Source organism: Rhizobium sullae (assembly GCF_025200715.1).
GTDB classification, from domain to species: domain Bacteria; phylum Pseudomonadota; class Alphaproteobacteria; order Rhizobiales; family Rhizobiaceae; genus Rhizobium; species Rhizobium sullae.
On the sequence record NZ_CP104143.1, the window covers coordinates 772688 to 792951 of the forward strand.

15 protein-coding genes are annotated in these 20264 nt (G+C 61.1%); 6 read left to right on the forward strand and 9 right to left on the reverse strand.

Features of this window, described 5'->3' with window-relative positions; translation table 11 throughout:
• Both N2599_RS03855 and N2599_RS03860 read right to left on the reverse strand, forming a co-directional pair.
• Nucleotides 1–522: a YHS domain-containing (seleno)protein gene (locus tag N2599_RS03855; RefSeq protein WP_027507498.1), complete on the reverse strand. Its 522-nt coding sequence runs from the start codon at nucleotides 520–522 to the stop codon at nucleotides 1–3.
• A 41-nt stretch (nucleotides 523–563) separates the two neighbouring features.
• Nucleotides 564–1154, reverse strand: coding sequence for an ankyrin repeat domain-containing protein (locus tag N2599_RS03860; RefSeq protein ID WP_027507497.1), 591 nt, complete (start codon nucleotides 1152–1154; stop codon nucleotides 564–566).
• Between the two features lie 257 nt (nucleotides 1155–1411).
• Between N2599_RS03860 and N2599_RS03865 the strand changes: the two genes are divergently transcribed.
• The 4 genes from N2599_RS03865 to N2599_RS03880 all read left to right on the forward strand — a co-directional run bounded on the left by N2599_RS03865 (nucleotide 1412) and on the right by N2599_RS03880 (nucleotide 8251).
• Entirely contained in the window at nucleotides 1412–2971 is a 1560-nt protein-coding gene (locus N2599_RS03865; protein WP_027507496.1) for a Do family serine endopeptidase, read from the forward strand.
• Nucleotides 2972–3124: 153 nt separating this feature from the next.
• Nucleotides 3125–3802, forward strand: a complete 678-nt coding sequence (locus N2599_RS03870; protein ID WP_198521654.1) for a response regulator transcription factor — start codon at nucleotides 3125–3127, stop codon at nucleotides 3800–3802.
• Nucleotides 3799–5208: a sensor histidine kinase gene (locus tag N2599_RS03875; RefSeq protein WP_027507494.1), complete on the forward strand. Its 1410-nt coding sequence runs from the start codon at nucleotides 3799–3801 to the stop codon at nucleotides 5206–5208. Before N2599_RS03870 ends, N2599_RS03875 begins: the two co-directional genes overlap by 4 nt.
• A gap of 85 nt (nucleotides 5209–5293) precedes the next feature.
• Nucleotides 5294–8251: a bifunctional [glutamine synthetase] adenylyltransferase/[glutamine synthetase]-adenylyl-L-tyrosine phosphorylase gene (locus N2599_RS03880; RefSeq protein ID WP_027507493.1), complete on the forward strand. Its 2958-nt coding sequence runs from the start codon at nucleotides 5294–5296 to the stop codon at nucleotides 8249–8251.
• On the opposite strand, the gene N2599_RS03885 is transcribed toward N2599_RS03880, so the two are convergent.
• The 3 genes from N2599_RS03885 to N2599_RS37575 form a co-directional block, all read right to left on the reverse strand.
• Entirely contained in the window at nucleotides 8248–10566 is a 2319-nt protein-coding gene (locus N2599_RS03885; protein WP_027507492.1) for a PAS domain-containing sensor histidine kinase, read from the reverse strand. The genes N2599_RS03880 and N2599_RS03885 overlap by 4 nt on opposite strands.
• 183 nt (nucleotides 10567–10749) lie before the next feature.
• A complete protein-coding gene (gene pepN / locus N2599_RS03890; RefSeq protein WP_027507491.1) occupies nucleotides 10750–13398 on the reverse strand; it encodes an aminopeptidase N in 2649 nt (882 codons plus the stop codon).
• 168 nt (nucleotides 13399–13566) lie between these two features.
• The gene (locus N2599_RS37575) at nucleotides 13567–14676 is read right to left on the reverse strand and encodes a methyl-accepting chemotaxis protein (protein WP_027507490.1); all 1110 of its coding nucleotides are present in this window, start codon (nucleotides 14674–14676) and stop codon (nucleotides 13567–13569) included.
• 304 nt (nucleotides 14677–14980) lie between these two features.
• Between N2599_RS37575 and N2599_RS03900 the strand changes: the two genes are divergently transcribed.
• The gene (locus N2599_RS03900; protein WP_027507489.1) at nucleotides 14981–15919 is read left to right on the forward strand and encodes a DMT family transporter; all 939 of its coding nucleotides are present in this window, start codon (nucleotides 14981–14983) and stop codon (nucleotides 15917–15919) included.
• 212 nt (nucleotides 15920–16131) lie between these two features.
• Complete coding sequence (locus N2599_RS03905; RefSeq protein WP_027507488.1) at nucleotides 16132–17022, forward strand: hypothetical protein; 891 nt, start codon at nucleotides 16132–16134, stop codon at nucleotides 17020–17022.
• A 3-nt stretch (nucleotides 17023–17025) separates the two neighbouring features.
• Here N2599_RS03905 and N2599_RS38130 read toward each other — a convergent pair whose 3' ends face one another.
• The 4 genes from N2599_RS38130 to N2599_RS03925 form a co-directional block, all read right to left on the reverse strand.
• The gene (locus tag N2599_RS38130) at nucleotides 17026–17175 is read right to left on the reverse strand and encodes a hypothetical protein (RefSeq protein WP_245209197.1); all 150 of its coding nucleotides are present in this window, start codon (nucleotides 17173–17175) and stop codon (nucleotides 17026–17028) included.
• Between the two features lie 45 nt (nucleotides 17176–17220).
• Nucleotides 17221–17412 (reverse strand): hypothetical protein, encoded by a 192-nt coding sequence (locus N2599_RS03915; RefSeq protein WP_027507487.1) that lies wholly within the window; start codon nucleotides 17410–17412, stop codon nucleotides 17221–17223.
• Nucleotides 17413–17546: 134 nt separating this feature from the next.
• Complete coding sequence (locus tag N2599_RS03920; protein ID WP_027507486.1) at nucleotides 17547–18410, reverse strand: uracil-DNA glycosylase; 864 nt, start codon at nucleotides 18408–18410, stop codon at nucleotides 17547–17549.
• Nucleotides 18411–18467: 57 nt separating this feature from the next.
• On the reverse strand, nucleotides 18468–19760 hold the full coding sequence (locus tag N2599_RS03925) for an Hsp70 family protein (protein ID WP_027507485.1): 1293 nt from the start codon (nucleotides 19758–19760) through the stop codon (nucleotides 18468–18470).
• Nucleotides 19761–20264: the final 504 nt, after the last annotated feature.

The window sequence follows — 20264 nt, forward strand, 5'->3', positions numbered from 1 at the left end:
TCATTCGGCCGCGATATGCTGCCAGTCCTTGTGCAACTTGTCGGAAATCAGGGTGCTCTGCACCTCCGACCAGTGCTTTTGGGAATCGACGACCTTGGTAGGTTTCTTTTCGAAGCCTTCCGCGGCACCGGGATCGTAACTGAGATAGAGCTTGCCATCGATGATCCGCCATGCCTTCGGGTCGATATTGGTCGTGACCGTCCCGAAGGACACGCCGTCGGCGCAATAGCCGCCGTATTGAGGCGCATATTTGCCGGGGTCGGCGATGAATCGGTCGCGGTTTTCGGAACTGGTGAAATGCCATTCGGCACCCAGCCACCGATGCGAATAGACCGGAGATCCTTCCACGGCCTTATTTTCGGTGAAATAGGCCACCGGATCGTAGCCCTTGATCGCCACGTCCCCGAAATAGCCGGTATTCACCGGTTCTTCCGCCGATGCCGGCTGCGCGAACGCGAAGAGGATCGCGGCACCAGCGATAATGGAGGCGGCAGCGCCGCCTGTCTGCTTGCGATATGACATGTATCCATTCTCCCAGTTCGGGCGATGAGATGCAGCCAGCGCTATTTCCGCTTCGTGCACTCGCCGTACAGCCAGTCGCCGACCAGGTCGGCTTGCTGGCAAACAGCGCCCGCTTTCAACAGCAGGTCGGCGGCATCCCAGTGGGATCGCCATCCGGCCTGCGTCAACGGCGTGTAGCCGTTGCGTTCCTTTGCCTCTATGTTCGCCTTGTGTGCGACGAGAAAGGCGACGACATCGGCGTGACCTTCTTCGGCTGCAGCATGAAGCGGCGACATTTGGTAGAAGTTCTTTTCATCATTGATCAGCGCACCCTTCGATACGAGCAGTTCGACGACATCGAGATGTCCGCCATAGGCGGCTGCATGCAATGCCGTCAGCCCGCCCTTGTTTCTAATCTCGATATCGGTGCCTTTTTCGAGCAGAAGCGTGACGGTATCCGTGTTTCCGGCAAGTGCCGCGATTAGCAGAGCCGGCTCTCCCGACGCATCCGGCTCGGCGATGTTCGCGCCCTGATCGATAAGCTGGCCGACGCGTTCGCGATTGCCGTCCCTTGCCGCATCGTGCAGTGGACCGGCCCAGGCTGTCGAAAGCCCGAGCAAAATTCCCAGCAGAGATATGCCGACGACCCTCATCGCATGCCCTTGCCGCATATGCCGTCCCCGTACGAGCGGAAGAATATTTAAGATATCATGAATATATCTAGGGGAGCAAGGATTACGGTGTTCAACCTGCTCAGGGTTGCACTGAAATTTATAGAGCGATCGTTCCTACATTACGAATTTTTCATTGTGCGGACAGTTCGCAGTAAGGTGCGGCATCCTATATCTTCATTCATCGACCGAACCGGCAATGGCCGGGACGAAGACAAGTAGAAGAGAAGGTGCCGAAAATGTTCAAGACTCCATCCCTCAACACGATGCTGAAGGCGTCCACTGTCGCAGGTCTCGCTGCCGCCGTGTTTGCAACCGGCGTGCCGCTGGAGATCACGCGTTCCTACGCCGAAGCGGTCAATGTCCAAGCTCCGTCGGTCCCGAGTTTTGCGAATGTCGTCGATGCCGTTTCCCCGGCCGTCGTCTCCGTTCGCGTCGAATCCCGCATCAATCCGGCTGCCGACAGCACCGATGGCTTTGCCTTCGATTTCAACGGCCGCGGTTTCGACGATCTGCCGGACGACCACCCGCTGAAGCGCTTCTTCAAGCAGTTCGGCGAACAGGGCCCGAACGGTCCGCAGGGCGGCCCGAACAGAAGGTTTGGCCCGCCAGATGGCAAGGGCCGTCTGCGCCCGGTCGCACAGGGCTCCGGTTTCTTCATTTCCGAGGACGGCTATGTCGTCACCAACAACCATGTCGTTTCCGACGGCTCGGCTTTCGTTGCCGTCATGACCGACGGGACCGAGTTTGACGCCAAGCTGATCGGCCGGGATCCGCGCACGGACCTTGCCGTGCTCAAGGTCGATGGCAAGGGCCGCAAGTTCACCTATGTCAATTGGGCCGACGACAACAATGTCCGCGTCGGCGACTGGGTTGTGGCGGTCGGGAACCCCTTCGGTCTTGGCGGGACGGTGACGGCAGGTATCATTTCGGCGCGCGGCCGCGATATCGGCTCCGGTCCTTATGATGACTACCTGCAGGTGGACGCAGCCGTGAACCGCGGCAATTCTGGTGGTCCGACCTTCAACCTCAGCGGCCAGGTCGTCGGTATCAACACCGCGATCTTCTCGCCGTCGGGCGGTAGCGTCGGCATCGCCTTCGCGATCCCGGCTTCGACTGCCAGGGACGTCGTTGCCGACCTGATGAAGGACGGTGCTGTTTCACGCGGCTATCTCGGCGTGCAGATCCAACCGGTCACCAAGGACATCGCCGATTCGCTTGGCCTGTCGGAAGCGAACGGTGCGCTGGTCGTCTCCGCGCAGGACGGCACGCCGGGCCAGAAGGCCGGCATGAAGGCTGGCGACGTCGTGACCGCCGTCAACGGCGAAACGGTCAAGGATGCTCGCGACCTCAGCCGCCGCATTGGCGCCATGCAGCCGGGCAGCAAGGTCGAAGTGTCAGTCTGGCGCGATGGCAAGGCGCAGTCCCTCACCGTCGAACTCGGCACCTTGCCGGTTGACCAAAAGGACGCTTCCAACGGCGACGACGGCGGTCCGGCGCAGCCCGAGGCACCGGCATCCGAGAAGGCACTTGCCGATCTAGGCCTGACCGTCGGTCCTTCGGAAGATGGCAAAGGCCTGACGATCACCGGTATCGACCCTGACTCGGATGCTGCCGACAAGGGCATCAAGCAAGGCGAAAAGATCACCTCGGTGAACAACCAGCAGGTCGCGAACGCCGATGATATCGTCAAGGTTCTGAACCAGGCGAAGAAGGATGGCCGCACCCGGGCGCTCTTCCAGATCCAGTCCCAGGACGGCAGCCGCTTCGTTGCGCTGCCGATCAACGGCCAAGGCTGATCCTCCCACCTTGGTCTGAAAAGGGGAGCCGCGATCCGACCTCTACGCGGCTCCCTTTCTCCATCCTTTACAAGGACGACTGCGATGACCCCACTGCAACAGGACGACGCTTTGAGCCTTGCCCAAACGCAACCGGCAGGTAATGTCGGCCGCATGAAGATTCTCATCATCGAAGACGATCTTGAAGCCGCGGCCTACCTCACGAAGGCCTTTCGCGAGGCGGGCATCGTCGCCGATCATGCAAGCGACGGCGAAAGCGGCCTCTTCATGGGGTCCGAAAACAGCTACGACGTGATTGTCATCGACCGCATGCTGCCGCGCCGCGACGGACTTTCCGTCATCAGCGAGTTGCGGCGCAAGGGTATTCATACGCCGGTTCTCATCCTGTCCGCCCTTGGGCAGGTCGATGACCGCGTGACCGGCCTTCGCGCCGGCGGCGACGATTATCTGCCGAAGCCCTATGCCTTCAGCGAGCTTCTTGCACGCGTCGAAGTGCTCGGACGCCGCAAGGGCACGCCGGAGCAGGATGTGGTCTACCGGGTCGGCGACCTCGAACTCGACCGGCTTTCCCATGAAGTCCGGCGCGGTGGCAGGGAAATCCCGCTCCAGCCGCGGGAATTCCGGCTTCTCGAATATCTCATGAAGAATGCCGGGCAGGTAGTCACGCGCACCATGCTTCTCGAGAATGTCTGGGACTATCATTTCGATCCGCAAACGAATGTCATCGACGTGCATGTCTCGCGTCTGCGCTCGAAGATCGAAAAGGACTTCAGCCAGCCGCTGCTGAAGACGATCCGCGGTGCGGGTTACATGATCAAGGACGAGGGATGAACCGCTTCTGGTTTCTCTTCAAGTCCACCGCAGTCCGTCTTTCGGCACTATACATCCTGCTTTTTGCAATCTGCGCCGCAACGCTCGTCTTCTATGTGACGGCGATGTCTCAACGGCTGCTCAACGGGCAGATACGCGAAGCCGTCCAGCAAGAAGTCGACGTGGTCAGGCGCGCCTATGATCTGGGCGGCATTAACGCGCTGTTGCGCGCGATGGAGCGCCGCACGCGCCAGCCGGGCGCCAATCTCTACGTCATTGCCGGTCCGTCGGGCGATATCCTTGCGGGCAACGTCGCCTCGGTACAGGCGGGCGTCTTCGAGGAAACTGGCTGGACGTCTGTTCCCTTCTCCTATCAGCGCTACACCGACAGCGGCGGCGGCGAACGCCGCCATATGGCGATCGCCAATATTTTCGTGCTCGACAACGGCCTGCGCATTCTCGTCGGCCGTGATCTCGGCGAACCGGAGCGCTTCCGCGTGCTGGTGCGCCAGGCGCTGATGATCGCGCTGGCGATCATGGGCCTCGGCGCGATCATCATCTGGTTCGGTATCGGCCGCAACGCGCTGAAGCGGATCGATCGCATGTCGGCCGCAAGCAAGAAGATCATGGCGGGCGACCTCTCGCAGCGCCTGCCGGTCGGCGTGTCGGGTGACGAGTTCGATCGTCTGTCGGTTTCGCTGAACACGATGTTGGAGCGCATCGAAAAGCTGAACGAAGGGCTGCGGCAGGTTTCCGACAACATCGCCCACGACCTCAAGACGCCGCTGACACGCCTGCGCAACAAGGCTACGGATGCGATGGACACGGCCGATGAAGACCAGCGCCGCGCGGCTCTAGAGGGGATCATCTCGGAATCCGATCAATTGATCCGAACCTTCAATGCACTTCTGATGATCTCGCGCGTGGAAGCGGGCTCAGTCGCAGCGGAGATGTCGCCAATCGAACTGTCGGCGATCGTTGCCGATAGCGCCGAGCTCTACGAGCCCGTTGCGGAAGAGGCCGGGCTGGCGCTGACATGCAGCATCGAACCCGACATATGCGTGCAAGGTAACCGCGAACTGGTCGGCCAGGCGATTTTCAATCTGATCGACAACGCGATCAAATATTCCGGCGATGCCAAGGGCGGTGAAATCAGTCTGAAGCTGGTGCGCCGGCCCGACGGCATCTGCCTTTCGGTCACCGATCACGGGCCGGGCATTCCGGCCGACAAGCGCGCGGACGTCGTCAAGCGCTTCGTGCGGCTTGACGAGAGCCGGTCGAAGCCCGGCACAGGGCTTGGCCTTTCGCTGGTCGAGGCGGTGATGGAGCTGCATGGCGGCACGCTGGAGCTTTCAGACGCCGATCTGGAAAAAGAAGACGGCCGTGGCCTCACCGTCAGCATGATTTTCCCCGTCAAGCCTGCTTAGGGTTGGCCGCTCCAGATTGTGACCCTAGGTTAGGGGCTGGTACGGCGGCGCTGATTCCGGGTGCTGCCGTCCTCGGGGAGGTGGAATGCTGACGAAATCGACACATAGCCTGAAGGTTGTGCGCAGCGGCCTGCTGCGCCCATTGAACCAATCCGAACTCAAGCTGGCGCTCGCCCACCTTCAGGATATCGGCAGACACGAACCGGCGGTCGCGGCGATGCTGCAGGCCGGTGGCCCGATGTGCGATTTCATTGCTGCGGTGCTGACGCTTTCGCCCCATCTTCGCGACGTCGCGAATATTGACAATGCAGTTCTCGCTGCTGCGATTTCATCGCCGCTCGAGCCGCAGATCGACGTGCTGATCGCCGAAGCGCGCGGCTGCTGGAAACCGGAGGCCGGGATTTCGCCTTCCGAGTCTGCCGTCATGAGCCGGTTGCGGATCATCAAACGGAAAGTGTCCTTCCTTATCGCGCTTGCCGATCTCGCCGGGCTCTTCGATGGGCGGCAGACGACGGCCTGGCTGAGCGCTCTGGCCGAGGCCTCGGTCAAAGCGGCGATCGACCATCTGCTGCTATCCTCCCATGAGAGCGGCAAACTGCAGGTGAAGGACATCGAGAATCCCAGCGAAGGCTCCGGCTTGGTCGTGCTCGGGATGGGAAAACTCGGCGCATCGGAGCTGAATTATTCGTCCGATATCGATCTTGTGATTTTCTTCGACGAGCAGGCCGGCATCGTGCCAGATCCCGAGGATGCGATCGACATCTTTCCGCGGCTGATGAGGCGGCTCGTGCGGATCCTCCAGGAGCGGACAGCCGACGGATATGTCTTCCGAGCCGATCTGCGCCTGCGCCCCGATCCAGGCTCGACGCCGCTTGCGATCCCGGTTGATGCGGCGATGGTCTATTACGAAGGACGTGGCCAGAACTGGGAGAGGGCAGCCTTCATCAAGGCGCGGCCCGTCGCTGGGGATATGAAGGCGGGCGAGGCGTTCGTGCGTGGGCTCGCCCCCTTCGTCTTCCGCAAATATCTGGACTATGCGGCGATCGCCGACATCCATTCGATCAAGCGGCAGATCCACGCTCACAAGGGCCACGGCGCCATTGCGGTGAAGGGGCACAACGTCAAACTCGGCCGCGGCGGCATCCGCGAGATCGAATTCTTCGTTCAGACGCAGCAGCTGATCGCCGGCGGGCGCATGCCGGCGCTGCGCAGCCGCGGTACGGAGGAGACCCTTGCCGAACTCACCAAGGCGAAATGGATCGATGCGGAAACACGTGACGAACTGACGGAGACCTACTGGTTTCTCCGCGATGTGGAACACCGCATCCAGATGGTGCGCGACGAGCAGACGCATCTGCTGCCGGAAACGGAGGCCGACCTGAAGCGCATCGCCTTCATGATGGGCTTCACCGATACGTCGAGTTTCGCCGAGCGGCTGGTGGAGGTTCTGCGGACCGTCGAGCGGCGTTATGCGCGGCTTTTCGAGCAGGAAACCAGACTGTCGACCGAGACCGGAAATTTGGTGTTCACCGGCCAGGCCGACGATCCGGATACGCTGGAGACCCTGAAGAAGCTCGGCTTCAAGCGTCCGTCCGACATTTCCCGTATCATCCGCACCTGGCATTATGGCCGCTATCGCGCAACGCAATCCGTCGAAGCGCGGGAGCGGCTGACGGAACTCGCGCCGGAGCTGCTTCGCGTGTTCGGTGAAAGCAAGCGGGCCGACGAGGCGCTGCTGCGCTTCGACAGCTTCATTTCCGGCCTGCCTGCTGGCATCCAGCTTTTCTCACTGCTCGGCAGCAATCCGGCGCTGCTTTCGCTGATCGTTAACATCATGTCCTCGGCGCCGAAGCTTGCTGAGGTGATCGCCGCCAAGCCGCACGTCTTCGACGGCATGCTCGATCCGGGACTGATGGCGGAGCTGCCGACACGCGACTATCTCGGCGAACGCCTGAAGGCATCGCTGGGGCAGGCGAGCCATTACGAGGAGGTGCTGGATCGGCTGCGCATCTTTGCCGCCGAACAGCGCTTCCTGATCGGCATCCGGCTGCTGACCGGCGCGATCAACGGGCTGATGGCGGCCCGCGCCTTCACCCATCTGGCCGATCTTGCGATCGAAGCCGCCCTCGAAGCGGTGAGGCAGGAAATGCGCGCGGCGCACGGCGATTTTCCCGGCGGAAGGGTCGCCATTGCCGGCATGGGCAAACTCGGCAGCTTCGAGCTGACGGCGGGCTCCGACATCGACCTCATCCTTCTCTACGACTATGACGACGCCGCTTCCGAGTCCGACGGCGCGAAGCCGTTGGACGCGACAAGGTACTTCACCCGTCTGACGCAGCGGTTGATCGCGGCGTTCTCGGCGCCGACTGCCGAGGGCGTTCTCTACGAAGTCGACATGCGGCTTCGCCCCTCGGGCAACAAGGGCCCGGTCGCCACGCGCATCAGGTCCTTCGAGAAATATCAGCGCGACGAAGCCTGGACCTGGGAGCATATGGCGCTCAGCCGCGCCCGCCTGATCTGCGGCGATCGGAGCCTGGTGAGCGAGGCGGAGCGGATCATCGGCGATGTGCTTTCAAAGAGACGTGACGTCACAAAGGTAAGCCGTGACGTCGCGGAGATGCGCGAACTGATCGACAAGGAGAAATCGCCGGACGGCCTTTGGGATCTGAAACTTATTTCCGGCGGCGTGATCGATATTGAATTCATCGCGCAGTATCTGGCGCTGATTGCTCCGGCCAGGGACGTGACTGCGAAGATGGGTGGAATGAACAATACCGGCGATGCACTGAAGACGCTTGGCGGCAACTTGATGCCGGCAGCCGACCTCGATCTCTGCCTGGAGGCGTTCACGCTCTACACGGAATTGTCGCAGCTGATCCGGCTTTGCATCGACGGGCCATTTGATCCGAAGGATGCGCCGTCCGGCCTGACCGAGCTGGTGTGCCGGGCCGGAGATTGCCCGGACATCAAGACGCTTGAAGGCGAGGTCAAACGGCTTTCCAAGGCTGTCCGGAAGATATTCCAGACGACGGTGAATTCTTAGCGCGCGCCGTCCGGAATGCGGAACGAGACGACAGTGCCGATCGCCTCGCGCGAGCGGATGCGCATCTTGCCGTCGTGAAGCGCCGTCAGCGAGCGGGAGATCGCGAGGCCGAGACCGGAGCCGCCCTTGCTCTTGGCATACTGGTTCTGCACCTGCTCGAAGGGCTGGCCGATCTTGGTGAGCGCCTCGTAGGGGATGCCGATGCCGGTGTCGGCGATCGTGACGACGACGCCTTCCGCATCGCGACGGGTGCGGAGCGCGATACGGCCGCCCTCGTTCGTGAACTTCACCGCATTGGAGAGAAGGTTGAGCAGGATCTGCTTCATGGCCCGGCGGTCTGCCGTCAGCGTCATGCCTTCGCAAACCCGCTGTTCGATAATGATGTTCTTCTTGGCCGCCGGAATGGCGGTGAAGCGCAGGCTTTCCTCGATGAGCGGCGCAAGATCGATCTTCTCGCGGTGCAGTTTCATGTGCCCGGCCTCGATCTTCGACATATCGAGTATATCGTTGATGACATTGAGCAGGTGCTTGCCGCTGTCATGGATGTCTCGGGCATATTCGTCGTATTTCAACGAGCCGAGCGGGCCGAACATCTGGTTCTGCAGGATTTCGGAGAAGCCGAGGATGGCGTTGAGCGGCGTGCGCAGCTCATGCGACATGTTGGCGAGGAATTCCGACTTTGCCTTGTTGGCCGCTTCTGCACGCTCCTTTTCGGCCTGATAATTGGCGTTCGCGACCGAGAGAGCCGCCTTCTGGCTTTCGAGCGTCTGACGAGATGCCTTGAGGTCGCCGATGGTAGCGATGAGGCGCCGCTCGGATTCGCGCAGGCGCTCCTGGTTGCGCTTCAGAAGCGTGATGTCAGTGCCGACGGAAACCATGCCGCCGTCGCGGGTGCGGCGTTCGTTGATTTGCAGCCAGCGCTCGTCGGCAAGCTGGACTTCTGTCGTGCGAGAATGGCCGGCGCCATCGGCATCGGCCATTCGGCGCTCGATGACCGGCCGGGCGGCGGCGGCGTTGACCACGCTGCGCTCAGTGCCTGGAACGAGGACGCTATCGGGAAGCCCGTAGGCCTGCTGGAAGTGGGCGTTGCACATCACCAGGCGGTCGTTCTTGTCCCATAAAACGAAGGCTTCCGACGTGCATTCGATGGCGTCCGCAAGGCGCTGGTCGGCCTCAGCGTAGCGCTGCGCGAGACGGTGCTGCTCGGTCACGTCCATCGCGATGCCGATCATGTGCACGCGGCCGGAATTGCTGCGGATCATCTGGGCGCGGGCACGCATCCACACATAGTGGCCGCCGGCATGGCGCATACGGAAGACCTGGTCGACCTGGCCGGAACTGCCCTTGGCGATCGAGCGCGCGATCTCGTGCAGCCCGCCGTCCTCAGGATGCATGAGCCGGGCCGCATCGCCGAAGGACATCGTCTTGTCGGAAGCCGGCAGGCCGAGCATGTCGTACATTGAGCGCGACCAGAAGAATTCGCGGTTGTCGAAATCGAAATCCCAAAGCCCGCAGCGGCCGCGCGAAAGTGCCGTCTCGACGCGCTGGTTCGATTCGACGAAGATCTCGTCGGCGTCGCGGGCGCGCTTGACCTGCATGTAGTAGGCGTAAAGGATCACCAGCAGGATCGAGGAAATGCCGGCAAACAGCGTGACGTTAAGGGTCAGCTCTTCGCGCCACAGCCTTCCGATCTCGTCCAGCGAGGTTGCGGCGATGATATAGCCGCCGGTGCTGCCGACCAGGGTGATTTCGGCATAGTGCGGATCGCCCCCGATCGTCGTTTCGATGACGCCAGCGCGATCTCCGAAGCGGCGGATGGCGGAAACCTCGGGAAAGAAATCGCCAGCATTCGATCCGACATATGCAAGACCCGCGGTCGATGCTGCGAAGACCTTGCCGCTCGTCTGGACGAGGAGAACAAAGGAGCCGCGGCCGAGGCGGTCCTGCGGCAGGAATTTCGCCAGCTTCGCCTGCGCCTGCTCGGCGTTTCCGCTTTCGAAGAGGTCGGTCGAGTCGGCGAAGACGGCGGCTGCGGTCGCGGCCGAAAGCGCGGTCGCGTGCCGGGCGGCTGTGCCCATGCGAGCATAATCCGACATCATCCCGAAAAAATGCGAGGCCGCAACGACGGTCAGGAAGGCGACGATCAGAGCCGGGATGGCCCGTTTCAGGATAATCTCGGCTTGCGGAAGACGGTTAGCAATCGGCTTGGAGATCGCCGCGGTTCGCTTGGAGGCATTGCCGTGCCAGGCACGAAGCCCCTCGAAATCGACACGCAGCCGCCCTTCGGCCGCAGTTGCCCGCCGCACGTTCATCATCACCAGCTTTGATCCCTCGTGTGATTCGCGACGCCGCTCGCCCGAACCTGACTCAATGAATCACTACTGATTCGTCGTGTCCAGAGGGAAAGGTAAAAATCTATTAACCATTTATAAGCGCTGATTTTTTTGCCGAGTCATTTCGAAACGCCGCAGGGTCGTGCGGCGTTCCTGGCGGGCAAATCACCCCTTCAGCGTGCGCTCGACAATGTCGCGCACGTCCGTCGAAAGGGCAGGTGCCTGTTCGATCTCCGCCAGGGCCGCGCGGGCGAAACCGGCGCGCACCGGTTCCAGTGCGCGCCAAGAACGCATGGAGGTTAGGATTCGGGCGGCGAGCTGGGGGTTCCGCTGGTCGATATCGAGGATCTCGCGCGCCATAAAGCGGTAGCCTTCGCCGTCGGCCCGGCCGAAGCCGGTGGGATTGGTGAAGGCAAAGGTGCCGACAAGGGCGCGCACGCGGTTCGGGTTGGTGCGTTTGAAAAGCGGGCTTTCCATGAGCTTGCGCACCCGGTCGAGCGTGGCCGCGCCCGGGATGGTCGCCTGTACGGAGAACCACTTGTCGATGACGAGCGCGTTCTGCGCAAAGCGGTCCCGGAACGCCGAAAGAGCGGTAATCGCTTCGCCGCTTTCGGGAAAGCGATGCGCCAGGATCGTCAGCGCGTGCAGCAGTTCGGTCATGTTGTTGGCAGCGTCGAAAGCGGCCTTGGCGTGTCCCGGGCTGCACTGGGCGTAGGAAAGGTAAGTCAGCGCGGCATTGCGCAGCGCGCGGCGGCCAGCGCTCCGTGCATCCGGACTGAAATCGCCGGGCGTGGTCATCGTCTCGAAGAGCTTGGCGAAAACCTCGGCGCCCTGATCGGCAATCTGCTTCATGACGGCCTGACGCCCGGCATGGATCGCGTCGGGATCGTTGTTGCTGCCGAGTTCGCGGGCAATATCGGCTTCGCTCGGCAGTGCGAGCGCCTGAGCGCGGAAGGCGGGTTCAAGGTTTTTGTCGGCAGCGGCAGCGAGCAGCGCATCAATGAAGGTCCGTTCGCAGACGATTGCTTTACCGTCGCGTGCATGACGCGCCGCTTTCAACAGGTTCGGCAATGCCAGATCGGTCAGCGCCTGCCAGCGGGCGAAGTGGTCGGTTTCGTAACGGGCGAGCAGCGCAAGGTCGGCGGGGCTCTGGTCGAAATGCAGGTTGATCGGCGCAGAGAAGCTGCGGTTGATCGAAACGACCGGCCGGGAGCCGACGCCATGGAAAACAGCGGTCTGCGTGCGGCCTGTCAGATGCAGCACTTCGCCTGCATATTCCGCGCCTTCGACGGAGGCCGGTTCGATCTTGCCGCCGTTTTCGCCGAAGAGAGCGAGGCTGAGCGGGACATGCATCGGCTTCTTGTCGGTCTGGCCCGGTGTTGCCGGAACCATCTGTTCCAGCGACAGGCTGAAGGTCTTGGCGGTCGCATCGTAGCTGCCGGAGGCGGTGACAAGCGGCGTGCCGGCCTGGTGATACCAGAGCGAGAACTGCGCAAGATCGCGGCCGCTCGCATCCTCGAAGCACTTGACGAAATCCTCGATCGTCACGGCCTGGCCGTCATGGCGATCGAAATAGATGTCCATGCCCTTCTTGAAGGTCTCCCTGCCGAGCAGGGTGGCGATCATGCGCGTCACCTCGCTGCCCTTCTCGTAGACCGTGGTCGTATAGAAATTGTTGATTTCCCGGTATTGCGTCGGTCGGACCGGATGGGCGAGCGGACCGCCATCCTCCGGAAACTGCTCCGACTTCAGGTGCCGGACCTCGGCAATGCGCTTGACCGGGCGCGAGCGCTGGTCGGACGAGAATTCATGGTCGCGATAGACGGTCAGGCCTTCCTTGAGGCAGAGCTGGAACCAGTCGCGGCAGGTGATGCGGTTGCCGGTCCAATTGTGGAAATATTCATGCGCGATGATCGCCTCGATATTGGCGTAGTCGGCGTCCGTCGCGGTTTCCGGGTCGGCAAGAACGTACTTGTCGTTGAAGATGTTGAGGCCCTTGTTCTCCATCGCCCCCATGTTGAAGTCGGAAACGGCGACGATCATGAAGATGTCGAGATCGTACTCGCGCCCGAAGACCTCCTCGTCCCACTTCATGGAGCGCTTCAGTGCATCCATGGCATAGGCGGCGCGCGGCTCCTTGCCGTGCTCGACATAGATCTTCATCGCGACGTCCCGGCCAGACATCGTCGTGAATGTGTCTTCGATGACGCCGAGATCGCCAGCGACGAGCGCGAAGAGATAGCTCGGTTTCGGATGCGGGTCGAACCAGGCGGCGAAATGTTTGCCCTCACCATAGCCTGCGCCGCCGAGGAAGTTGCCGTTGGAAAGCAGAAGCGGATTGGCGGCCTTGTCGGCGATGATGTTGACGGTGTAGGGAGCCAGAACATCCGGGCGGTCGGGGAAATAGGTGATGCGGCGGAAACCCTCGGCCTCGCACTGGGTGCAGTAGATGCCGCCGGTGCGGTAGAGGCCCATCAGCTGCGTATTTGCTTCCGGATTGATGATCGTCGTGATCGTCAGTTCGAAAGGCTCGGCTGCCGGGAGGTCATAAACGGTCAGGCTCTCGGCCGTTGCTGTATATTGCTCCGCCGACATTTCCACCTGATCGAACAGCAGGCCGGCAAGCGAAAGCTCGTCGCCGTCGAGAACAAGCGGCGCCTTTGGATTAGCACCTTCGCGGCGATGAAAGATCAAGCGCGCTTCGACTTTTGTTTCCGTGGGATCAAGCTCGAAGGTCAGGTCCACACGTTCCAGAACGAAGTCGGTGGGGCGGTAGTCTGCCAGATTGATGACCTGGCCCGTGTCTGTACGCATAATGTTCCCTGAAGACCTTTATCGATATGGGCTGGGACAGACGCGAATGCTCTGCCGTAAGTTTTGCGGCATCATTACATTAAAGTCTGAACTAAACTTAAAGCGAAATGGAGGGAGCGCAAGTTTTGATGGCGCAATTGGCGGAGATGCTTGGCTGACGCGCGTGCACTATCTGAGATTGAGGGCGGCCCTAATGGCAGCATCGTCTTCTGTGCGCTGGACGACGACGCCGTGCCATCCGAGACCGTCGTAATCCTCGTATCCCAAAGTCTTTGCATAGGCGACGATCGACCCGTTATTGTCGTAGTAGCTGCCGCGGGATTGGCCTGCCTGATTTTGCAGCGCGAAGTGCGTGAAGAGAAGCGCCGGATTGCTTGCCGCGATGATCCTGTTTGCTCCATCGAGCAACATCACGGTCGTCTTTTCGGCGACCTGCGCCGGCAGGTTGGCCTCTTTCTCGACGATCGCCTGTCCCTGGTTCTGCCAGTCGAAATAAACGCCGAGCGTCCCGACGAGTTTGCCGTCGACTTTGCCGCCTTCGCGAACGCCTGTGGCGTAGACAAGGGCGTTCCTGCCGTTGTGCAGCGGGCTGGGCCGCACCTCGTCGACGATGTAATCGTCGCCGGACTTGCAATGGGCTGCCGCCTGGAACCAGGCGTCGCCGGCAAGCGAACGGCTGGTGATTTTGCGCTGGAACTCGGGATTGGCCGAGGCGACGACACGCCCGGAAAGATCGGTCAGCACGAGGTCGAGATAAACCGTATAGAAGCGGTTTATCATGCCCAGCCGCTCGGCCGCAAAGCTCGCCGTGCCGCTGCCCGGCCCCTGCACCGCCTGCCACAGCGCGGTATCGGTCGCCCACCACCGCACGTCAGCCGTCCGTTCGAAGAGGTTGCGCACGATAAGCTGGACGAGGGTTTGCGCAAGGTCCGTCAGCCTCACCCCCTCCATCTCGTTCACCAGCGATTCCGCCATCGTCCGCGAAAGCCCGATGCGGCCAAGAACGTTGCTCTCGAATTTTCCAGCAATATCGCTGGCAACCTGCGCCAGCCGCTGCACTTCGTTGGCGACGACCGCAAAACCTTTGCCGGCTTCGCCCGCGCGGGCGGCCTCGATCAGCGCGTTGATCGCCAGCAGCTTGATCTGCTTCACCACATGCGTGTTGGCCGCGCTGAAATGCTCAAGATCGGTTCCGATCCCCTCCGTCACAACCCGCATGGAGCGTGGCGTTGCGTTCTGCTGCGTTCGATCGCCATCACTTGATTTAAGCGGCAACATGCAAATGATCCTGGCAATAATTTCACGTGACTGTGAAAATGACGGCAGCGGTGCTGCTGAAAATCAATGCGAGCTTATGGTTTTCAAAAGATTAAGAGTTAAATAGTCAGGCGAACATTTTTGGGCATATCCCTCATATGATGTTTTTTTGTGCAACTTTGAGCCGAAAAGCGTGGGAACTGAATCGGCTGGCGCCTTTTTTCACTTTTGGCCTGTTCTTCGAGCGCAACGCCTGCCACAGTCAGGTTGCGTCGAGTCTGACGTATTTCCCCCGCTTCAAACAACTGACGCACGAGTTTCTGACATGCAGTCGGCTTTCGAAAATCCGATGAGAGGAATCCTGATGAAGGTCTCATCGGTGGTGGTCTTCCTCGGCATGCAGACCTTCATCAAGCTCGCCGGGTCCGACATCGCGCCGGGGCAGGTGACCTTCTACCGCTCCTTCTTCGCGCTCTTCCCGATCATGGCCTATCTTGCCTATCGCGGACAGTTGCGGACGGCCTTTTATACGGCAAACCCGCTCGGCCATCTGAAGCGGGGCACGATCGGCATCCTTTCCATGGCCTTCGGCTTCTACGGCCTGCTGCATCTGCCGTTGCCGGAAGCGATTGCACTCGGCTATGCGACGCCTTTGGTCGCGGTCATTTTCGCGGCGGTATTTCTTGGGGAGACGGTCAGAGCATATCGCTGGAGCGCGGTTTTCTTTGGTATCATCGGCGTTGCCATCGTCTCGTGGCCCAAGCTGACGCTTCTCAGACAAGGCGGCATGGAAGCGGAGCAGGCGGTGGGGGCGTTGTGCGTCCTGACGGCCGCCGTGCTCGCCGGCATGGCGATGATCCAGGTACGCAAACTTGTCGAAGAGGAAAGGACGGCGACGATTGTCCTCTATTTCTCGATGATTGCATCGCTTTTCTCGCTCGCGACGCTGCCGTTCGGCTGGGCCTCACTCGATCTCAACACGGTGCTTCTGCTGGTCGGTGCCGGCTTCTGCGGCGGCGTCGGGCAAATCCTTCTGACAGAGAGCTACCGTCACGCCGACGTGTCGACGGTGGCGCCGTTCGAATATACGTCGATCCTGCTTGGCGGCGTTATCGCCTATTTCGTGTTCGGTGATGTCCCGGGCGTCCATATGATGGCAGGAACGGCGATCGTCGTCGCAGCCGGCATATTCATCATCTACCGCGAGCATCAACTCGGATTGGAGCGCCGCAAAGCCCGGAAAGCCGGCACGCCGCAGCCCTGATCGGATCAAGGCGGAAATCTGTCTGCTGATTGTGCCGCCCGTTGGCGAATGCACTGGCGAAATTTAAGGATACCAATCGGCCCCCAAATGTGGTTTCTAAATATGACGAAACTTCATTTATTCAAAGCCTTGCATGTCTGATTGGCCGCTAACGCCAGACTTTGGTCCCCGTGCTTAGCTGCTCCGAACGCTGGCTTGCAAGCGGGACGCCTATGAAATTTACGGCAGAAGAACTGGCGCGGCACCCTGATTTTCTGCTCAGCATCCGTCACCTGGCCGGGACTTTGCGCGGCATGTTCCAAGCCGGTCCGCGCCTTGCCCGTCTGCTCACCTCGCACCAGCGCTGGCTGCTTACCCAGACGGCCTATGCGCTCGCCATGCAGTACGATCCCGGCGATCCCTCTTCGGGTTTTTCCGCGGTTTCGCTGACGACGCTGATAACGCAGCACAAGGTCGCGAGCCGCAACACGGTTTTGAACTTCATCGAAGAACTCTTCACCTATCGCTTCATCGCCCACGCGCCGGGTGAGGAGCGCCGCCGCCCGCGCCATTTCGAACCGACCGAAGTCAGCAATCAGGCTATGTACGGCTGGCTTCTCGCCAATCTCGCCGCCCTCGACATGCTGGACGGCGGCGACCGCGCCGGCTGCCTGCAGGCCCATCCGGAGCTCCTTCGGATCGCCCAGCCGCTGGTTGCCCGCAGTTGCCTCGAAGATGTGGCCTGGCGGGAGCCGCCAGCGCCGATTGCGCTCTTCCTATGGACGGAGGCGGGCGGTCTGGTGGTGGACCATCTGATGGCCCGAATTGACCTCAGCGGCGCCGACACCGAGAGATTCGACGTCGGCCGCGTCGAAACGCGCAATCTCGCCGGCGATTTCATGATGTCGCGAACGCACCTGCAGCGCCTCTTTGCAAAGGCGGCGCAGCAAGGCTGCCTCGGCTGGCGTGATGAGCCCAAGAAGACGCAGTTATGGATATCGCGCGATTTCGTGAGGGAATATTGCGGATGGCAGGCGGTCAAGTTTGCCTATGTCGAGCAGGCCTTCCATTTCGCCAGGGCAACGCTCAAGGGTGTGCCGGCCAAAGTGCCCGCGGAAGCTTAGTCTCTAAAGCGCGATCGCCGCGATGTCCTTGAGCAGCGAAATCGGCTTGGCGGAGGAAAGCTCGCGCTGATACTCCTTTGCGGCGCAGACGGCAGCGCGGATATGCTCGATGGTATTAATGTTGCGCAGAAGCGAAATGAGAACTGCAGACATCACAAAACTCCGGTCGCGCGCCCGAAGCCGGGCTGCGCGCTCATCTCAGTATTCCTGGAAATCGACGAAGATTGCCGAGGGCCGCGTCGTACGGCCGCTGATGCCGGTCCCACGCGCGATCATCTGCTCGTTGGTTGCAAAGCCCAGACGGCTGTAGCCTTGCGTAGTACGAGCCGGATCGCCTGCCAGGCGGAGGGTTTCAAACCCGCAGTGGATAGGACGAAAACGTGCGTTCATTGCCTTGGTTCCTGTCACATTCCTCCCAAGACAAGACTATATATTGCAGTGCAGCATCGATTCTGCAATGCACCAAAATAGGATACAGCCATGCGATGAGCGCATGGGTTGTTTCATAAGAACTTAACAGTTGTCTATTTTCTAATCAGGCCGAGCGACTTGAGCCGTGCCTGAAATGCCAGCAGGTCACTCCAGGCCAGCCGCTTGTTGATCGGCGCGGTCAGAAGATCCTGCGGGTGGAGCGTCGCGATCGCCGGTATCGTCAGCGGCCCGGCGCCGATTTCCTTCCATTGGCCACGCAGGCCGTGAATGGTGTCGTTCTCGCCGAAGAAGAAGCGGGCGGCGAAATTGCCGAACAACAGAATGGCTTTCGGTTCGGCAAGCGCGATCTGGCGTTCGATGAAGGGACGGCAGATTTCCATTTCGGCAGGCGAGGCGACCCGGTTGCCCGGCGGGCGCCAGGGGATGACCTGCGTCAGGAGAATGCCCTCGCGGTCGAGGCCGATCGCCATCAGCATCTTGTCGAGCAGTTGTCCCGCCCGCCCGGCAAAGGGCATGCCCTCGCGGTCGTCGTCGGCGCCTGGCGCCGAGCCGATCACCATGATGCCGCTTGCTGCGTTGCCCGTCGCAAAGATCGTCGAACGTGCGCTGTGCTTGAGGTTGCAGCCGTTGAAGGCTTCGATCGCGGTCTTGAGCTCGGCAAGCGATCGCGCACTCTCGGCCCCAAAGCGTGCCTGCTGCACAGCTTCGCCATCCGGAATGGCAGGTTGCGGACGAGGGGCTGCGCGCTCAGCCGGCGCTGCCGCCTGATGTTGCGCTGCCGGTTGGGCTGGGCTTTGCGGAGCAGCGGTGGCGTTGCGCCGGGCCTGCTTCATCGCCTCGAACTCGGCGAAGCGGTCGACCGCCTCCTCCTCCAGCAGCCATTCGACGCCGGCGTCCGCATGGAAATGCAGAAGTGCGGCAAGCTCGGCCGGGGAAAGTTCGTTGACGGAGACCATGCGGCGACCTTAGCGAAGTGGCGGCGGCAATGAAAGAGTGGGCGGCGTGGCCTGTGGCTATTGCACAGTCCATTGCGCGATGTCGTCGCGCTCGCCGATCAGGGCAAGACCGTGGGCGATCGAGAGAAGCTCGCCGCCGGTCTCGATCTTGCCGCTGTCGAAGCGTTCGTTGAAGATGCGGCGGACGGCGGGCACGAAGGACGTGCCGCCGGTCAGGAAGACCTTGTCGATCTCGCTGGGTCGGGTCTCCGTCCTTTCCAGAACGTTGTCGAGCGCGCCTTCGATACGAGCCAGGTCCTCCGCGATCCAGCTTTCAAAATCCTTCCGGCGAACGATGTGATGGCCGCCGCGGCCGAGCGGGCCGAAATCGAAGGGCGCTTCGTCTGCTGACGACAGCGCCATCTTGGTGGCCGAGATCGCCTGATACAGCGGATAGCCCTCGTCATGATCGACGAGATCGATGAAGATTTCGAGCTTCTCCGGCTCGAGCGCCGTGCGGACCAGTTTCTTCAGATCCTCGAATTCGCGCGAGGTCTTGAAGATCGAAAGCTGGTTCCAGCGACCGAAGCTCGAATAATAGTTCGACGGCACCTCAAGGATCTTGTCGAAGCTCCTGAAATAACTCCCCTTGCCGATCTGCGGCGCGACGATGTTGTCGATCATCCGGTAGTCGAAATGATCGCCCGCGACACCGACGCCCGAGTGTCCGATCGGCGCTGCCGTGAGCTTGCCGGCAACGGTTTCGAAGCGGATCAGCGAATAGTCCGTCGTGCCACCGCCGAAATCGGCAACAAGCACCGTGGCGTCTGACTTCAGGTTCTGCGCGAAGTAGAAGGCGGCGGCAACCGGCTCGTAGACATAGTGGATTTCCGGAAAGCCGAAGCGCAAGAGCGCTTTGTTGTAGCGTTCGGTGGCGAGAGCCGGGTCGGGATTGGCGCCGGCAAAGTGCACCGGCCGCCCAGTGACGATGCGTGTGACATCGCCCGACCAGTTTTCGCCCGCATAGGCGCGCAGCCGCCGGATGAAGATTTCCATCAGGTCTTCGAAGCTGTGGCGCTTGGCGAAGATCAAGGTGCCTTGGAAGAGGGTGCTTGCCGCAAATGTCTTGATCGACTGCAGGAAGCGGCAATCGCCGGGATTGTCGATGAACTGACGGATCGCCGCATGTCCGGCCTCGACTTTCGGGGTCGACGCGCCGAGCCGCGGATCCTTCATGAAGGACAGCGCCGTGCGCATGCTGTCGGCCGTGCCTTCCGCGTTTGTGAACGCCATCGAATGCGTTGTCCCGCCATTTGCCGTGGCGAGAACCGTGTTTGTCGTGCCGAAGTCGAAACCCAGCGCCTGAGCCATGCCCGCACCTCTTCATGCCGATTGTGATTGAGACCGGAGCCATGCTCCGCATGAAGGGCGCCCGCGCGCCCAGAATTAGGAGGGCGCGTGATGCCATAGAGGGACCACACATTCAAGGGGGCGCAGGATTGAGTGCAGGCGGAAAGTGAGAGGTTTTGTGGTCTGAACGAGGATGGCGGGTGACGCGGCGGTTTGTTTCTTTTCCTCATTTCTGTGCTCGTCACAGAGATCCAACCACGGCGCGTCCGCGTCGTGAATAAGTCATTTGCCTTGAATGAGTCTCCTGCGCCCAAGGATTTTGGCGCTGCTGCTGGTTTCCTGTGACGAGCACAGAAATGAGGAAAGGATATATGGCGGCGCCAGACGGCAACCTCATGTCTGCCGTAGCCTTACCTCGAATCGAAGCGCTCGCAATGTTCCCCTCAACTGGCTCTACGAGGGAAGGAGATAAGCCAACCACGACAGCAATTGCGCGTGTGCCGGCGCGCGTAGCGGATATTCCGG

Coding starts and splice junctions, on each gene's coding strand:
- N2599_RS03855 (WP_027507498.1), bottom strand. CDS start 522: ATGTCATATCGCAAGCAGACAGGCGGCGCTGCCGCCTCCATTATCGCT.
- N2599_RS03860 (WP_027507497.1), bottom strand. CDS start 1,154: ATGAGGGTCGTCGGCATATCTCTGCTGGGAATTTTGCTCGGGCTTTCG.
- N2599_RS03865 (WP_027507496.1), top strand. CDS start 1,412: ATGTTCAAGACTCCATCCCTCAACACGATGCTGAAGGCGTCCACTGTC.
- N2599_RS03870 (WP_198521654.1), top strand. CDS start 3,125: ATGAAGATTCTCATCATCGAAGACGATCTTGAAGCCGCGGCCTACCTC.
- N2599_RS03875 (WP_027507494.1), top strand. CDS start 3,799: ATGAACCGCTTCTGGTTTCTCTTCAAGTCCACCGCAGTCCGTCTTTCG.
- N2599_RS03880 (WP_027507493.1), top strand. CDS start 5,294: ATGCTGACGAAATCGACACATAGCCTGAAGGTTGTGCGCAGCGGCCTG.
- N2599_RS03885 (WP_027507492.1), bottom strand. CDS start 10,566: ATGATGAACGTGCGGCGGGCAACTGCGGCCGAAGGGCGGCTGCGTGTC.
- pepN (WP_027507491.1), bottom strand. CDS start 13,398: ATGCGTACAGACACGGGCCAGGTCATCAATCTGGCAGACTACCGCCCC.
- N2599_RS37575 (WP_027507490.1), bottom strand. CDS start 14,676: ATGTTGCCGCTTAAATCAAGTGATGGCGATCGAACGCAGCAGAACGCA.
- N2599_RS03900 (WP_027507489.1), top strand. CDS start 14,981: ATGCAGTCGGCTTTCGAAAATCCGATGAGAGGAATCCTGATGAAGGTC.
- N2599_RS03905 (WP_027507488.1), top strand. CDS start 16,132: ATGAAATTTACGGCAGAAGAACTGGCGCGGCACCCTGATTTTCTGCTC.
- N2599_RS38130 (WP_245209197.1), bottom strand. CDS start 17,175: ATGTCTGCAGTTCTCATTTCGCTTCTGCGCAACATTAATACCATCGAG.
- N2599_RS03915 (WP_027507487.1), bottom strand. CDS start 17,412: ATGAACGCACGTTTTCGTCCTATCCACTGCGGGTTTGAAACCCTCCGC.
- N2599_RS03920 (WP_027507486.1), bottom strand. CDS start 18,410: ATGGTCTCCGTCAACGAACTTTCCCCGGCCGAGCTTGCCGCACTTCTG.
- N2599_RS03925 (WP_027507485.1), bottom strand. CDS start 19,760: ATGGCTCAGGCGCTGGGTTTCGACTTCGGCACGACAAACACGGTTCTC.